Raw genomic sequence first — 14,880 nt, forward strand, 5'->3', positions numbered from 1 at the left:
GGCCAGGCTCCCGTGGTTCGTTCTCAGCGTTCGCTGAGCAATTGATCTTGCTTCGGTCCCGTCGTAGGCGCACCGGCTGAGGCCACGAGCACCCCCTCGCGCAACTTGAAGGAGCCGGAGGCCGCCACCAGTTCGCCTGCCGCCAGACCTCCCTGGATCACGATGTCGTCGCCGAGCATGGAGCCGCTCTCGACCCGCCGCACATGGGCGCGGGACTTCCCTTCCCCATCAGACTCGATCACGAAGACCTGGTCGCCGGCAGGCCCTTTCCGGAGCGCATTCACCGGGACCGTCACGGCCCTTTTCGACGCCCCGACCGCGATTCGAATCCGGACGGCGGCGCCGGGCGATGGGGCCATCGAAGCCTGCTCGATTCTGGCGCGCACCATGGAGTTGCGGGTGGCAGGGTCGATCCGCGCATCGAGCGCGACGATCTTTGCCGGGATCGCGATGGGGCTGCCGGTTGCGTAGACATCCACGGGCGACCCTTCGCGCAATTCGGCCGCGACATGTTGAGGCACCGCGAAATCCACGTGGACCGCGTCATCGATGCCCTGCAGCGTCGTGATTTGCGTGCCTTCGTTGAGGTATTGGCCCTGATGCACGTCGGCCAACCCGACCTTGGCGCGAAACGGCGCACTAATGGTCTTGCGGGCAATGATGGCCTTCGTGCGGGCGATCTGGGCCAATGCCACATCCAAGTCGGCTCGAGCCCGATCCACTTCTTCCTGCGCCGCCGCAAGATCTTGGTTCAATGCGCGCCGCCGTTCGAGCACGGTCCGCGCCAACACCGCCTGCGCCTGCTGAGCCTTGAGATCCGCCTCTTCGACGGACACGTCGAGCGCCACTAAGACCGACCCGGCTTCGACGATCTGTCCCGGCTGGAACCGCACTTGGCTCACGGTTCCCGCCAACTCGTTCTGCAGGGTGATCGACCGCAACGCCAGCACCGTCCCGATCGCCGTCGCGCTGCGATGATGCTCGACTTCCTTTGCGGCGGCGACCGCGACCGATTCCATCGGCTCCAGTTGATGCGCCGCTGCGGACGCACTGCCTTGGAGGTTTCCATATTTCCACGCCGCCAACCCCATGCCCGTCCCCACGACCAGAGCCAGCAGCAGCGATGATCCGACGACTCGACGATTCATGGTGAATCTCCTCCGCTAAACTGTCTTGGCAAAGGATCGAGCAAGCGGCGTTCCAGCACACAATTATCTCGCCTGCCCGCTCTAACTCGTTGAGAAAAGGCCCGGACGCCCTGTGGATTTTGCCGCCAGGAGATTTCCGTCACCCACCGTGACGAGGCGTGACTGCCGCCTATTCGGCAGACGCCGAAATATCGGCGCGCTTCTGCAGAGAAGCGATCAGGAGCGGTCGGTTTCCTGAGATTGATAGATCAATCGCGCGCCGGGCTTGAACGTGAGGTAGAACCAGATCCATTCGGAGATGACCCTGAACCGGTTACGGAAGCCGATCAGGAAGAAGATATGCACCGTACACCAGAGCAGCCAGGCCCAGACCCCGGAGACGTGAATTGTTCCGAACTGAGCCACGGCTTTCGCGCGCCCAATGGTGGCCAACGTCCCACGGTCGGCATAGCGAAAGGCTGCCCGCTTCGCCGGCAGTTTCCGTTCCGCAATCACCGCGGCCACATACCGTCCTTCCTGCATGGCCACAGGAGCCAAGCCTGGAAGCGGCTGTCCTTGTCCATCATGAACGGCCGCGGCATCGCCGATTACAAACACCCATTCGTCGTTCGGAACCGTCAGGTCGGGGCGTACAAGGACCCGCCCGGCCTTGTCCAAGGGAACCTGAAGTGAGGACAGGAGCGGAGAAGCGCGATTGCCGGCCGCCCAAATGATATGGTTGGTTTCGATGACCTGCCCGCCCAGCACCACTCCCTTCGGGCCGACTTCGCGTACCGCTTGGTTGAGGAGGACGGTGACGCCCAACGACTCCAGCGCAGCCTTCGCTTTCGCAGAGAGATCGGGGGCAAATCCGGAAAGGATCCTTGATCCTGCCTCCACGAGCAAAATCCTCACCCCTTGTCGTCGGAAAAACGGGAAATCCGGCAACATGGCGTTTCGGCCGATCTCCGCCATGGCCCCGGCCAGCTCCACTCCGGTCGGTCCCCCGCCCACGATCACGAAGGTCAACGGAGTCGCACCCATCGTCGTCGCAGCTTGACGCTCCACCTGCTCGAAGGCCGACAGCATGCGCGCGCGCAAGGCAATGGCGTCAGCAAGCGTCTTCAATCCGGGGGCAAACCTTTCCCAGTCTGGACGATTGAAGTAGGCATGTCGTGATCCGACCGCGACGATCAACGCATCGAACGGAATTGGAGGCTGGTCCGTGACCTGAACCTGCCTGCCGAGAGGATCGATGCCTTGCGCTTCTCCCATCACGACCCGAATGTTCGGCTGCGAGCGGAAAATGGTCCGCAGGGGCCAGGCAATATCACCGGGCGAGAGCGCCGCAGTCGCCACCTGGTAGAGCAAGGGCTGGAAGAGGTGATGGTTCGTGCGGTCGATCAAGGTGATGTCCACATCGGCTCGCCGCAACCTCTGCGCGACGGCCAGCCCTCCGAACCCCCCTCCGATAATCACCACACGCATGCGGGACATAGTCCTTCTCTACCTTATCGCGTTACCTGGGTCGATGCCCCTGGGGATGTTCCCAGTTTTCTTTCCTGCCCCGAGGTCGGTATGAAAGGGAGGATGGTGTCGTATTGTTGAGCCGACAAAGGAGGCGGATGATGAGATATGCACCCACTCACTTCTATCTCGTTCTAGGCCTCGCGTTGCTTGTGGTTCTAGGCGGCAACCTCACCGCGACGGGCACGACCTTGATCGGCGGGACCGTGCTCGCCATCGATTCGGACGCAGCGTCAATTTCCCTGCGGATGCCGAAGGGGGATTCCTGGCTCCTCCCGGTGATAGACCGCAGCCTGCTGCGGGACATCAAGGTCGGGGACCATGTGAGCCTCGAGCTGAATGGAGACGGGAAGATTACAAAACTGGTGAGACTGCCGCTCGATGCGGGAAACTAGCAGCAAGGATCATGAATACGTGAAACGAGAAACGGGAGACAGGGTTGTTGGATGAGCGTCTCGCGTCCGACGTCTCACATTTCACGCTATTTACCCTTCCTAGGCCGGTCGCGAGATGCCGAGCTTCTGCATCTTTGACTGGAGGGTGGTGCGCTTCATGCCAAGCTTGGTGGCGGCCCCCTGCGCGCCGCCGATGACCCAGTTGCTCTCACGCAGCGCTTTCAGCACATGCTCGCGCTCCGCCGCCTCGAGCGTGGCGACGGGCGCCTGCTGGAGCTGAGTCGGCCGCTTCAGTTCGGCCATGGGCACGAACAGGTCCGAGCCGGATGACAGGATCACGGCACGCTCGATGAAGTTTTCAAGTTCCCGGACGTTGCCGGGCCAAGGGTAGGTTTGCAGCGCCTTCATGGCTGCAGCGGGGACCGCGTCGATCCGCTTCTTCATCCTGGTCGCGAATTTCTGGGCGAAGTGCCGGACCAGCAGGGGAACATCTTCCACACGATCGCGCAGGGGAGGCACCATAATCGGAAACACCTTGAGCCGGTAGTACAGATCGCTGCGGAACTTCTGTTCCTCCACCATGTGACCGAGGTCCCGATTGGTCGCCGCGATGACCCGCACGTTCACACGGAGGGTCCTGGTACCGCCCAATCGCTCGAATTCCTGTTCCTGGAGTACCCGCAGCAGCTTCACCTGCAGCTCCAACGGGATTTCCCCGACCTCGTCAAGAAAGATCGTGCCGCCGTCGGCCAGTTCGAACCGGCCCACCTTGGTCGCGATCGCGCCCGTGAAGGCGCCCTTTTCGTGGCCGAACAGCTCGCTCTCCAACAACCCGGTCGGAATCGCGGCGCAGTTGAGCTTCACGAACGTGCGGTCCCGGCGGTCGCTCAAATTGTGCAACGCCCGCGCGATCAGCTCCTTGCCGCTCCCCGTCTCACCGAGAATCAACACGGTCGAATCGGTCACGGCGACCGTCTGCACTTCCTTGAGCACCTGCTTGAGCGCGCGGCTGTCGCCGATGATTTCCTCGAAATTGTATTCGGTCTGTATTTCTTCCTGAAGATAGACCTTTTCCTTTGCCAGTTTGTCCTTGAGCCCGGCAATCTCCTGGTAGGCGAGTGAATTGGCCACGGCGAGGGCGATCTGCTTGGCCACCGCGCCCAAGAGCTCCGCATCGGCCGTGGTGAAAGCGCCTTCCTGCAGGCTGCCGATGTTCAACCCGCCCAACGTGCGATCCCCCAACAGCAGCGGCACGCAACAGGCGGACCGGACCCCTTCCGCCACCAGGCGCTTGGACACCGTACTCTCCGACTGCCCGAGATCCTCAGACCCCAACACCACCGGCATGCGCCGCGTGATGGCGGTCGACGACGGACACCCACAGAGCATGCAGGTCGTGCCTTCTTCGATGAAGCCTTTCCTCCCTGGGAAGTCGAGCGCGTACAGTTTGAGCTGGTTGGTGTCCTGATCCAGGAGCGTCAGGCTGACCACATCCGCCTTCATCACACGCCGAATGCTGGCCGTAATCGAGGCGAACAATTCGCGCAACTCCAGGTGCAGCACGACGGCATTGTTGATTTCCAGGAGCAGCCGTTGGCGGTCGCGTTCCCGGGCCAATTCTCGCTGGGCCTGCTGGGCCCGCTCGTAATTCAGAGCGTTGTCGACGGCGATCGCGATCTGCCGTGCGACCTGACTCAGCAGGTCGATATCCTCCTGCGCAAACCCGTCGTCCCTGCGGCGCCCTACGTTCAGCGCCCCCAGCGTACGGCTGTGAGACAGGAGCGGAACGGAACAGAAGGACCGAAGGCCGCAATCCAACAACTCCTGGGCGATCGGGGATGATTTCGCCATCTCCCGCAGGTCCGCTTCCCCGAACATCGCCGGCCGGCCCGAGGTGATCGCCCGGCAGGACGGAGACTGGGTGCACTCCTCCGCCAGTCCCTCCTCGATGAAGCTTTCATTCCGCTCGAAGTCCAGCACATGGATGCGCCACTGACCGGTCTCGCTGTTGAACAGCAGCAAGCTCGACCCATCATGCTGGATCACCCGCCGCAGGCACTCGCTCACCGCCTTGAACAACTCCTCGAGATTGAGATGCGAGACCACGGCGTTGTTGACTTCGAGCAACAGTCGTTGGCGATCCCGTTCCCTGGTCAATTGGCCTTGGTACTCGATCGCCGTCTTGGAGTGGAGCGCGTTATCCAGCGCAACGGCCACCTGCTTGGCCACGTGCTGCATGAAGGCGATTTCGGATTCCTGATAGGCCCGGGCCTGCAAACTGCCGAAGCCCATGGCCCCGAGACGGCGCTGCGCCGTCGTAAGCGGCACCACACAAAAAGAGCGCACGCCGTTTTCGCGGAACAGCGCCATCAAATTCGGGAAGCGTTCCTCCTTGAGCACGTCGTCGACCGTCAGCGGCTGCTGAGTCTTCCACACGAATCCGCCCGGCGACTGCTCGACCGGCGTTTCCAATCCGGGCTTGATGGTTGACGGCGTCGCCGACACCAACAGCCACAAACGCATCACGTCGCGGTCTGCATCGTGCAAGACAGCATTGATGAAATCGAAGGGCACGATGTCCGGCAGTCGATCGGCCAAATCCTGGAGCAACAACGTGAGATCACGGTGCGCGGCGATCGACTCCGTTACTTCCAAGAGCAGACGCAAGCGATCGCGCTGGTGAACGACGTCCTGATGATGCAGCACGTTGTCCACCGCCACCGCGACCAGCTTGGCGACCTGATTTAGGAATGCAACGCTCCCTTCGTCGAAGGCAAACGGTTTCACGCTGCCGAATCCGATGGCACCCAGCCGGCGCATGGCCGTCGTCAGCGGGAACAGACAGAGAGAGCGAACGCCGATGTCGCGAAGCGCGCCCATTCCAACCTGGAAGCGGATCTCCTCCGCCAGTGACGGAATGATCAACGGCCGCTGATGGCTCCACACCCAACCGCTGGCGGATTCCTCCACCGGGATCTGCATCCCGTCGAGCTTGCTCGTCGTCCGCTGCAGCCCGACCGTTTCCAACACATGCACCCGCATCACATGTTTTGAGGGCTCGTGGAGGACGAGGCCGATAAAGTCGAACGGCGCCACGCCCGGCAACCGCTGCGCGAGGTCGCGGAAGAGCGAGGGTAGATCGCGGTGCGTGGCGATGGCTTCGGCCACCTGCAGCAGGGCCGCTCGTTGATCGACCAGGGATGGTTGAATACCGGTTATGCTCATGTCGCGCATCGTCATAGTATAAAAGCCCGACCGGGTGGCTATGCAACTACCGCCTTGGCTGCGACAAATCGCTCTCGCACTTCAAACTCCCAGGTCATGCCCTGCGTAAAATGCGGCGCGGCGGTTTTCACGTCAGGGAAGAAACAGATTAAGGCGTAGGGAGCGGGTGGAATTTATGAATCGCGAACTGCGGATGGACGGTCGGCTGGGCTTGCCCGAGTGGAAGGATAACTTCGAAGCCAGGCTGATCCTGCTCCGGAAGCAGCTGGAACAAAAATGCCCCGAGGTGCGGCTCGTACCGCGCGGCCGAGGACGGCTGCCCTCGAGACCACTGCCAGGATTGTCCTCTCCGAAAATCCGGCCTGAGCGACCGGAAGGCGCTTACGACCGGACCCGCGCGGGCGCCGTCAACAGTCTTCGCCCGCGAGCCCGCATCGCAGGTGTGCCGCTGGTCGTCAACCGTCGAACCAGTCGCAACACGGGGGAGCGAAGGTCAGGCGCCTGCGCCGTGAGATCGACCAAGGCCTGCATGGCGCACGTCTTCACAATGCTGCTGGAATCCCGGAGATATGCGCGCAGGATCTCATACACAAGGCTGCGCTCTCGGCGGCTCCATCGAACCCGCGGCAACATTTGAGCAACGTGCCATCGGATTTCCTTGTCCGCACTCTCCGAGAACGGGCCCAAAAGATCACGCTTGTATGGACGGAGAAGATCGGGACGGGTCGCCGTGACCTTCTCCAGCGCATCCGCCGTCCGAATACGCACCACGGGATCAAGCGAGCGCAGCCCGGAGAAGAGTTCGTCAAAGAGGGCAGGGTCGGCCAGCACCTCCGCCACAACCAGACCCGACCCTCCGATCGACCGGCGATCCCCACCCTCAAGCTTGCGGAGGAGCAGGCTTGAGGACGAGCCGGTCACCGATCCAACTCTTGTTCCGTCACCGCCGGCGGCAATGCCGAATCACCGGCTCGTCCCGCTCGGCTTCTGGCCGTGAACATCGCCCCTTTGGCTGCCTGCACCGGCGCAAAGCGCAGAAACCCGATCTCTTGCAGGATGTCGTTGTACACCGCTTCCATCCCGCCTCGCATGAAGTAGGTCTCGTGCCAGAATCCCGTCCCTCCGGTATTACGAAGGAACCGCTGCCACCACTGCCGGTGGGGATCGGAGCGCGCCCAGCGTTCAAGGGAGTCGAAATCCCGCCAGTATTGTCTCATGCCGACATGGGGAGGCAGCAGCGACCAGACAAGGTTCTCATGGAGGAGAAGACCATCGGGCCTGGCTTCCACCGACTCGGCGATCTTCGGACCGAACCCGAAGAGCGTCTTCAACCCCGTCCAGCGGTTGACCCTCATCCCGAGGTAGATGACCACCAAATCCGGAAAGCCGGAGAGATCGACGGTTCTACGCAAGACGGGGTCGGACATATTCGTCTCCAGTCGACTGACACGCGCCCCGGTCGGGAGGACGCGCACCGGACTCGAGGATCATTTGCTGCGGCGCACGATCACCGCAGCCACCTGATCCAGCCGCACGGTGGCATCGAAGAACTCCATCCCGGACAACTCGCTGAGCACCAGTACGTGGGTCCCGACCTTCGCCACCTTACCGTCGAGATCCTGCCCGGAAACCAACTTGACCTTCACCCGTTTGCCCTGCTGCTGGTCGAGGGTCTGTCTGATCGCGTCGGGACTATTGGCATCGACCGTCGCTTCCTCGGCGCGCACGCCGGGAACCCACGCGGCGCCGCCGCCCATGAGACAGAGTAGCAGCATGACCGCAGTGATCCCACAACGCCCGTTGCCCTGAACCATAGAATCCTCCTTGGGGGAAAATACCAGGACCCTCGTGAGCCAACGCCCGTGCGATAGGTCTCATATGCGAGTGGAGGATACCTGGAGCCATTAGGAAAGTCACGCAGGCCCGCGGCTTTACAGCCGCACCAGCCCAGGCTATCATTCCGCCGGGCGAACCGCCGCAGGCGGCTGAAGAAGGAGATCTCGATGGGTTGGATCATTCTCATTGTACTGATCGTGCTCGTGCTGATCGTCATCGGGATGTACAACCAGCTTGTCCGGCTACGAGCGGCTTGCGAAAGCGCCTGGGCCGACATCGACGTGCAACTCAAGCGTCGCTACGACCTGATTCCCAACCTCGTCGAAACGGTCAAGGCCTACGCCGCGCATGAAAAAGGCGCGCTCGAAGCCGTGATCAATGCCAGGGCCAAGGCCATGGCCGCCCAGGGGCCCGAGGCCAAGGCAGCGGCAGAGAACCAACTCACGCAGTCGTTGCGTTCGCTCTTCGCGCTGGCGGAGGCCTACCCGCAGTTGCGCGCCGTCGAGGCCTTTAACCAATTACAGGGCAGCCTGAATCAGATAGAAGACGCGCTTCAGAACGCGCGCCGCTACTACAACGCAGTCGTGCGTGATTACAACGCCAAGCGACTGGAGATCCCGACCAACTTCATCGCGCAATGGTTCGGGTTCATGGGCCGGCAATTTTTCGAATTGACCGACAACGTCCAGCGCGAACCGCCGCGCGTGCAGTTCTAAGATTTCCACCGCCGGTCATGGTGGCAACAAGGCCCATCCTCGAGCTTCTCCGTTCGACCCTGTTCATTGCCGCGCTGTGCCTCGCACTTTTCGGCCAACGCCTCCCCGCCGATGCACGATCCTTCGTACTCAGCCGCTTCGACGTGGACCTGCAAGTCCTCCCGAACGGCGATCTGCTCGTCACCGAAACGGTGAGTCCCCGCTTCGAAGGATCCTGGAACGGCATCGAGCGTCTGATCCCCGTTGAATACCGCACCCCGCAAGGGTTCTCCTACGCATTGTTGCTCGACGACGTCACTGCCACCGACGAGCAGGGCACCCCGCTCAAGCTCGAAAGCAGCCGGGAGCGGCACTACCGGAATTTTCGCATTTGGATTCCCGGCGCGAACGACGCCACCTGCACGTTCGTGCTGAAGTATCGCGTCCGCAACGGGCTGAAATTTTTCGAAGACCACGACGAGCTCTACTGGAACGTCACCGGCGATGAGTGGGATGTCCCGATCGAACAGGCTTCGGCGCGCATCCTGCTCCCGCCGAATGCCACCGGCGTGCGGGCCCAGGCCTTTACCGGCGCCTATGGGGCGCGGGAAGAGGCCGCGACGGTCTCCATCGAGGGTTCTCGCATCACGATGATCATGACCCGCCCGCTCGGATTCCGCGAGGGACTCACGGCCGTGATCGGGTGGGACAAGGGGCTGGTGACAGCGCCCACGCCGATGGACCGGACGACCATGTTTGCCCGTGCAAATTGGCCGCTCGCCATTCCACTGTTCGTGCTGGCGGTGATGTTCCGGCTCTGGTGGACGAGAGGGCGGGATCCGCGCCTGCGTCCGATCGCGGTGGCCTACGAGCCGCCGGACCGGCTGACGCCGGCAGAGATCGGCACGCTCTCAGACGAGAGCCCGGACGTGCGGGACATCACCGCCACCCTCGTGGATCTTGCCGTGCGCGGATACCTCGGCATTCGGGAACTCAAGACTCCCCAACTCTTCGGTCTCTGGACCGGCACGGACTATCTCTTTCATCGCAGCGCACCGAGGAAGGAGTGGGCACGTCTTCATAAACACGAGCGGCTCCTCCTCGAAGCTCTCTTCACGGATGAAAACCAAGACGAGGTCGCACTCAGCAGCCTCGAGAACAAGTTCTACCGGTCGTTGCCGGGAATCCGCAATGCGATTTTCGACTCACTCCAAACTCACGCCTACTATGCGCAGCGACCTGACAAGGTGAAGGAAAACTATTACCTCGCCGGAGGCCTACTGGGACTGGTGCTCACGTTCGCACTCGCCGCCGTCGCCGACAGCTGGGGCATCGCCCCGCCGACCTTTTTCATCTCCGGTATTCTCTCCGGAATGATCGTGGCGGGGTTCGGCCGCATCATGCCGGCGCGAACCGTCAAAGGGACACGTACCTTGGAATCGGTGCTGGGCTTTGAGGAGTTTCTGACTCGGGTCGAGGCCGACCGTTTCGAGCGTGTGGTCAAGACGCCGGAGCTGTTCGAGAAATTTCTCCCTTATGCGATGGCACTCGGCGTGGAGACCAATTGGGCCCGCGCGTTCGAATCCATCGTCACGGCCGCCCCCGCTTGGTACCAGGGCAGCGACCTCGCGCAGTTCAATATGCGCGGATTCACCAGTCGCATGAGCGATCTGGCGTCGCGGACCGGATCGACAATGACGTCGGCGCCGAGAAGTTCCGGCGGCTCGGGTTTCAGCGGCGGATCATCCGGCGGAGGCTTCGGCGGCGGAGGCGGCCGCGGGTTCTGATGCAGGCCGCCCCCGTGGCCTCACGATGCCAGCTTGCCGCCGACAAAGAGCGCCGCAACCAGAAAAGCGCCGCAGATAGCTAGGAAGATATAGAACAGGATCTGGGCAATCTCGGCCGCGCCTTCGGCAATACCACCGAATCCCATGCCGGCGGCAGCCATCGCGATCACGAAGAAAATGGCGGCCCACTTGAGAAACATGGCAACCTCCTCCTCATTTGGTCGGCTTATGCGCCCCCGACACATTGGGAACCGGAATACCATAGAATTCGTAGATGACCGTGGTCTGAGCCAGGTCGCCGAAGTCGGGCCAGTTGTTCTTGTCGAAGCCCGGCGCCTTCTTCAAATCCCGCTTCGTCGCGTCGATGAGGATTGCGCTTTTATCCGAAGCGACCTGGAGCGCATCCCATGGAATCGCAAAGTACTTATCTCTGATGCCCAGAAAGCCGCCGAAGTCCAACACCGCGTAGTCGATCGCCCCATCGTCGGGATTGATCACCAGGTCCTTGATGTCGCCCAGATTTTTCCCATCGGTCCCCAGTACGTTCATCCCGATCAACTCGCTGGCCTTGAACACCCCGCTGCGATCCCGCGCGTCGGCTCGGTCGACGGCGGCGACAAGCGCTACGCAGGTTATAACGATGGCGATGGCAAAACGCATGGCAGCCTCCTTTCGTCGCTCAATCAAAGCGGCATGAGGACCATTAAACAACGACGGCAGGAGAAAGCTGCCTCGCAGGAACCCTAGTTCTCAGGCAATCCAACCCACATGGTCATGGCAGATGAATCAGCAGCAAAGAAGGAAATGAAGAAATGGGTCGTGTATGTGGTGGAATGTGCCGATGGGAGTCTGTACACCGGTATTACGAATAATCTGCCGCAGCGGCTGGTGGCGCATGACGCGGGTCGCGGCGCTAAATATACGAAGCCCCGAAGACCGGTTCAACTTCGTCATGCCGAGTATCGGAGGACAAAAGGCGCGGCGCTCAAGCGTGAAGCCGCCATCAAGGCCCTGACCAGAGCGGAGAAACTCGCTCTCATCGCACAAAAGGTGTAGGGCGGGTCAGAGATTAGGGACCATACAGCGCGGAAGCCTTCACGACCTTGCCTCCCTCGCCGAACTCCAATAGTTCCATCGCCAGCCGTCCGTTGAGGGAGCGGTAATGCAGGGCCATGGAATTCCCGACGCCCAGCAGGACCGCGATCGGTTCTAATTCGAGGTCCGGCACCACCTGAAGGCACTTGGCCCAGTAGGCCCTGATCGCGACCTTGCCCTTGAGTTGACCGGACGGCTCGCCTCCGAACGTCACAATCAACGGCGACGACAGTTCGAACTCATCGGCATAGTGTGAGAGGACCCTATCGAGATCGCGGCTGTTCCAGGCTGCAATCCAGTCCTGCGCAAAGGATTCCGCTGAAATCCGATCGATCCCTGCCATGGCTCACACCTTTCTATCGGCTATACGTCACTGACGCTTGTTGCCCACCCAGCAGCGACTGATACCTGGCTGATCGGTGATGCGGTTGAACCAACCGTGCCCCCGTGGGGAACTGCAGCGACCGAATCAAACGACAGTCTAAAACGGCCCCACCATCCCAATGGCGAGTTTGTCCCGGATGATCGGCGTGGCCTCTTCGATGTTTAGGCCTTTCTGAAGGACATGGGCGACCGAGCGCATCCGTTGCGCGGAGGGTTGCCCGTTCTTGCCCCGCTCGGTCACAAGGATATCCGCAACACACAGATAGGTCACACTCTCATCCTTCGGCGGAGGGCCTCCGCCCATGTATCCGCCTCGCCCGCTCATCGCCATCCGCATCATCGCGTTCACGTCCGGCATGCCCGCCATCATACGGCCGACCATCGCCTGCATGTCCCCACCGCCGGTTTGGTGCGACAGGGGCGTGCCCCCGCTGCCCAGTCCCGTGCCGAATCCGGATTTGGCCACGGATTCCGGCGTGATCCCTTCGCCGGCCTTGTGACAATAGAGTATCTGCGCCTGAAGCCAATAGGCGGCCCCAGCCGGGTCGGTCACGACGTGATAGCCCTTTGCACCCAACCGCGCGCTCAGATCGCTCGGTGTGGCCTGCTGATTTTCTGAGGTATTCCGCAGCTGCACGTAAATCGTCCGCTCCCCGCTGGGCGGCAGAAGAATTGAGCTATCGTTCATCAGCCCGGACGTGAGGACATTGGAGCAGCCGGCGGAGAACCATGCGAGAACCACTAAACACGATGCAAGCCGATGCGAGGCGAGGACAAACCTGGCGGTCATGTTCAACATCCTGTTAGAAGTGGCCCGCCACGGCGGCACTCAGCCGCTGCTGCACGAGCGGCGTGGCCTCTTGAGCATCGAGCTTTTTCTGGTGAACGCTGGCCGCCAGCCTGGTCTGATATACGCCGCTGGGAGGCACGCCCCCTGAACCGGCGGAAGCGATGGCGCCACCAGTCAAGGCTCGATCGGTAATCTGCACGTCCGCCACACAGGCGTAATTGATGTTCTCGTCGAACTTGGGACGAGACGGCCCGCCGAACATATTGCCGACCGAGTTGCCGATGCCGCTGATGGCGCCGATGCCCATCGAGGCGGCGGCCCCGGCCATGGCACCGTGCGGGCCGGCCATGCTGGCCATCCCCGACAGACTGCTCAATCCCGACATCACGGAGTTGAAGCCCGACCCGTAGCCGCCTGCCACCATCTCGTCGACCGGCAGTTCCACCTTTGTTTGGTTGCAATAGACGATGTTCGTCAGCACCACGTAGACCGCAGCTTGCGGATCGTTGACGACCTGATAGCCCTTCGCGCTCAAGCGCGAGCCCAAATCGCTCAAGCTGACGGCTTGATTGTCCGAGGAATTGCGGTTCTGGATGAAAATCGTGTTCGCGGTGGAAGGCTCCAGCATCACGCTATTGCTGGCCAGCAAATCGGTATCGCGGACGTTGGCAGCGCAACCGGACAGAACGGAAACGGAGATCAACAGGCCAAGCAACCAATGTCGCGCCATGAAACCCTCACCAAACCCGTATCGGCCTTGGGGAAAATCCTGATACGAATTCTATTGAAGCCGCTCCGTCGCGTCAACGGGTGGATGCACCCGCAACATGAAAACAATCGGCTGGCGACGCGGCTGACTTACGGCATCACACGTACGACACCAGCACCTGTTCGATCGAGCCGGCCACGGGATGCAACTCAGTCCGAGAAAACCCCGCTGAGGCAAACATCTGTTCATACTCCCGAAACGTATAGGCATCCCCTTCCGGCGTCGTCGCCAACATGATCAGGCTGAACTCGGCCACCGGCGGCGGCGTGACACGGTCCTCGTGCGGAATGAACTCCAGCGTGATGACTCGCCCGCCCGGTGCGAGCGACCGATGGATCTTGCGCAACAACGAGTCGCAGGCCTGGGCCGAAAAATGGTGGAGAAAGTTCGTGAGCAGAACGAGATCGTAGCCGTCGCCGAACTCCTGCTGAAAGGCATCGCCGGCGATGGTGCGATAGCGCGATTCGATGCCGGCCTTCTGGGCCAACTCGCGGGCCACGGTCAATACGTTGGGCCAGTCCAGAGCCACGATTTCCGCCTGAGGACAGCGGCTTCCGATCTCGACGCCGAACAAGCCGTGCCCTGCCGCGATATCCAGCACTTTCTTCACCTTGGGCTGCGACTGCCGCACGAACATGCCGATTTCCTCCGCCGGCTTGGCCATCATCGGGATCATGGATCGCGCGAAGTCCACCCACAACGGATGCTCGGGTGTGACCGTCCCCGCCTCCCCCGCCACCGTCCCTCCCTTGCGCACCGCCTCGGTCAAATTATCGAAGGCGGCAATGAACTTCGGCGCATGCAGAAATCCCAGCACGGACCCCATGTAGGCGGGCGAGCGCCGATCCAGAAACACCGCGCTGTCAGGCGTCAATTTGTACCGATCACCTTCCTTCGTCAGGAAACCTTGGATGGTCAGGTAGTCCGCAAGGATGCGCACACCGCGCTTGGCCGACCCGCAACGTTCGGCCAGAGTCGACGCCTGATCATGTCCGAGCCCGATGGCGGTGAAGAGATCCAGATCGATGGCGGCCTTGAGCGCTTGTGACCGCTGGTAGGCATTGGCCGTCTGAAAGAACAACTGCGGGGTCGGCCCGCCGGCCGGTTCCGGTTTCAACATGGCAACCTCCTGGATCGAGGACAGGCACGTTGGTACGGCAAAATCGGTTTGTCGGCCTATTGTAGATCATCGCGCGCCTTGAGGCGACAGCCTTGCCGCGGCCTAAAATCCTCGCTAGGAAGGCATCCGT

16 protein-coding genes are annotated in these 14,880 nt (G+C 61.7%); 4 read left to right on the top strand and 12 right to left on the bottom strand.

Annotated features, from left to right (window positions below):
- Positions 1 to 23: 23 nt before the first annotated feature.
- Both KF814_06700 and KF814_06705 read right to left on the bottom strand, forming a co-directional pair.
- The gene (locus KF814_06700; GenBank protein ID MBX3235822.1) at positions 24 to 1,148 is read right to left on the bottom strand and encodes an efflux RND transporter periplasmic adaptor subunit; all 1,125 of its coding nucleotides are present in this window, start codon (positions 1,146 to 1,148) and stop codon (positions 24 to 26) included.
- A gap of 216 nt (positions 1,149 to 1,364) precedes the next feature.
- Positions 1,365 to 2,624, bottom strand: a complete 1,260-nt coding sequence (locus KF814_06705; GenBank protein ID MBX3235823.1) for an NAD(P)/FAD-dependent oxidoreductase — start codon at positions 2,622 to 2,624, stop codon at positions 1,365 to 1,367.
- Positions 2,625 to 2,752: 128 nt separating this feature from the next.
- Here KF814_06705 and KF814_06710 point away from each other — a divergent pair, with 128 nt between their 5' ends.
- Complete coding sequence (locus KF814_06710) at positions 2,753 to 3,049, top strand: hypothetical protein (GenBank protein ID MBX3235824.1); 297 nt, start codon at positions 2,753 to 2,755, stop codon at positions 3,047 to 3,049.
- Between the two features lie 99 nt (positions 3,050 to 3,148).
- On the opposite strand, the gene KF814_06715 is transcribed toward KF814_06710, so the two are convergent.
- The 4 genes from KF814_06715 to KF814_06730 form a co-directional block, all read right to left on the bottom strand.
- Positions 3,149 to 6,274 (bottom strand): sigma 54-interacting transcriptional regulator, encoded by a 3,126-nt coding sequence (locus KF814_06715; protein MBX3235825.1) that lies wholly within the window; start codon positions 6,272 to 6,274, stop codon positions 3,149 to 3,151.
- Positions 6,275 to 6,655: 381 nt separating this feature from the next.
- The gene (locus KF814_06720; GenBank protein ID MBX3235826.1) at positions 6,656 to 7,195 is read right to left on the bottom strand and encodes a hypothetical protein; all 540 of its coding nucleotides are present in this window, start codon (positions 7,193 to 7,195) and stop codon (positions 6,656 to 6,658) included.
- Entirely contained in the window at positions 7,192 to 7,701 is a 510-nt protein-coding gene (locus KF814_06725) for a DUF4188 domain-containing protein (GenBank protein MBX3235827.1), read from the bottom strand. The genes KF814_06720 and KF814_06725 overlap by 4 nt, the downstream gene beginning before the upstream one ends.
- A gap of 60 nt (positions 7,702 to 7,761) precedes the next feature.
- A complete protein-coding gene (locus KF814_06730) occupies positions 7,762 to 8,088 on the bottom strand; it encodes a hypothetical protein (protein ID MBX3235828.1) in 327 nt (108 codons plus the stop codon).
- A gap of 189 nt (positions 8,089 to 8,277) precedes the next feature.
- Between KF814_06730 and KF814_06735 the strand changes: the two genes are divergently transcribed.
- Entirely contained in the window at positions 8,278 to 8,826 is a 549-nt protein-coding gene (locus KF814_06735; GenBank protein MBX3235829.1) for a LemA family protein, read from the top strand.
- 17 nt (positions 8,827 to 8,843) lie between these two features.
- Positions 8,844 to 10,592: a DUF2207 domain-containing protein gene (locus tag KF814_06740; protein ID MBX3235830.1), complete on the top strand. Its 1,749-nt coding sequence runs from the start codon at positions 8,844 to 8,846 to the stop codon at positions 10,590 to 10,592.
- A 20-nt stretch (positions 10,593 to 10,612) separates the two neighbouring features.
- On the opposite strand, the gene KF814_06745 is transcribed toward KF814_06740, so the two are convergent.
- Positions 10,613 to 10,792, bottom strand: coding sequence for a DUF1328 domain-containing protein (locus tag KF814_06745; GenBank protein ID MBX3235831.1), 180 nt, complete (start codon positions 10,790 to 10,792; stop codon positions 10,613 to 10,615).
- Positions 10,793 to 10,805: 13 nt separating this feature from the next.
- Positions 10,806 to 11,252 carry a PRC-barrel domain-containing protein gene (locus KF814_06750; protein MBX3235832.1) on the bottom strand — a complete coding sequence of 149 codons (447 nt, stop codon included), beginning with the start codon at positions 11,250 to 11,252 and terminating at the stop codon, positions 10,806 to 10,808.
- Positions 11,253 to 11,396: 144 nt separating this feature from the next.
- On the opposite strand from KF814_06750, the gene KF814_06755 reads away from it, so the two are divergent.
- Positions 11,397 to 11,648: a GIY-YIG nuclease family protein gene (locus KF814_06755; protein MBX3235833.1), complete on the top strand. Its 252-nt coding sequence runs from the start codon at positions 11,397 to 11,399 to the stop codon at positions 11,646 to 11,648.
- Positions 11,649 to 11,661: 13 nt separating this feature from the next.
- Here KF814_06755 and KF814_06760 read toward each other — a convergent pair whose 3' ends face one another.
- The 4 genes from KF814_06760 to KF814_06775 all read right to left on the bottom strand — a co-directional run bounded on the left by KF814_06760 (position 11,662) and on the right by KF814_06775 (position 14,750).
- A complete protein-coding gene (locus KF814_06760; protein ID MBX3235834.1) occupies positions 11,662 to 12,030 on the bottom strand; it encodes a nuclear transport factor 2 family protein in 369 nt (122 codons plus the stop codon).
- Positions 12,031 to 12,168: 138 nt separating this feature from the next.
- Complete coding sequence (locus KF814_06765) at positions 12,169 to 12,861, bottom strand: hypothetical protein (GenBank protein ID MBX3235835.1); 693 nt, start codon at positions 12,859 to 12,861, stop codon at positions 12,169 to 12,171.
- A 13-nt stretch (positions 12,862 to 12,874) separates the two neighbouring features.
- A complete protein-coding gene (locus KF814_06770) occupies positions 12,875 to 13,591 on the bottom strand; it encodes a hypothetical protein (protein MBX3235836.1) in 717 nt (238 codons plus the stop codon).
- 136 nt (positions 13,592 to 13,727) lie between these two features.
- Entirely contained in the window at positions 13,728 to 14,750 is a 1,023-nt protein-coding gene (locus KF814_06775) for a methyltransferase domain-containing protein (GenBank protein ID MBX3235837.1), read from the bottom strand.
- Between the last annotated feature and the right edge of the window lie 130 nt (positions 14,751 to 14,880).

This window comes from Nitrospiraceae bacterium (assembly GCA_019637075.1).
Lineage (GTDB): Bacteria > Nitrospirota > Nitrospiria > Nitrospirales > Nitrospiraceae > JAHBWI01.

Coding starts and splice junctions, on each gene's coding strand:
- KF814_06700 (MBX3235822.1), bottom strand. CDS start 1,148: ATGAATCGTCGAGTCGTCGGATCATCGCTGCTGCTGGCTCTGGTCGTG.
- KF814_06705 (MBX3235823.1), bottom strand. CDS start 2,624: ATGTCCCGCATGCGTGTGGTGATTATCGGAGGGGGGTTCGGAGGGCTG.
- KF814_06710 (MBX3235824.1), top strand. CDS start 2,753: ATGATGAGATATGCACCCACTCACTTCTATCTCGTTCTAGGCCTCGCG.
- KF814_06715 (MBX3235825.1), bottom strand. CDS start 6,274: ATGAGCATAACCGGTATTCAACCATCCCTGGTCGATCAACGAGCGGCC.
- KF814_06725 (MBX3235827.1), bottom strand. CDS start 7,701: ATGTCCGACCCCGTCTTGCGTAGAACCGTCGATCTCTCCGGCTTTCCG.
- KF814_06730 (MBX3235828.1), bottom strand. CDS start 8,088: ATGGTTCAGGGCAACGGGCGTTGTGGGATCACTGCGGTCATGCTGCTA.
- KF814_06735 (MBX3235829.1), top strand. CDS start 8,278: ATGGGTTGGATCATTCTCATTGTACTGATCGTGCTCGTGCTGATCGTC.
- KF814_06740 (MBX3235830.1), top strand. CDS start 8,844: ATGGTGGCAACAAGGCCCATCCTCGAGCTTCTCCGTTCGACCCTGTTC.
- KF814_06745 (MBX3235831.1), bottom strand. CDS start 10,792: ATGTTTCTCAAGTGGGCCGCCATTTTCTTCGTGATCGCGATGGCTGCC.
- KF814_06750 (MBX3235832.1), bottom strand. CDS start 11,252: ATGCGTTTTGCCATCGCCATCGTTATAACCTGCGTAGCGCTTGTCGCC.
- KF814_06755 (MBX3235833.1), top strand. CDS start 11,397: ATGAAGAAATGGGTCGTGTATGTGGTGGAATGTGCCGATGGGAGTCTG.
- KF814_06760 (MBX3235834.1), bottom strand. CDS start 12,030: ATGGCAGGGATCGATCGGATTTCAGCGGAATCCTTTGCGCAGGACTGG.
- KF814_06765 (MBX3235835.1), bottom strand. CDS start 12,861: ATGACCGCCAGGTTTGTCCTCGCCTCGCATCGGCTTGCATCGTGTTTA.
- KF814_06770 (MBX3235836.1), bottom strand. CDS start 13,591: ATGGCGCGACATTGGTTGCTTGGCCTGTTGATCTCCGTTTCCGTTCTG.
- KF814_06775 (MBX3235837.1), bottom strand. CDS start 14,750: ATGTTGAAACCGGAACCGGCCGGCGGGCCGACCCCGCAGTTGTTCTTT.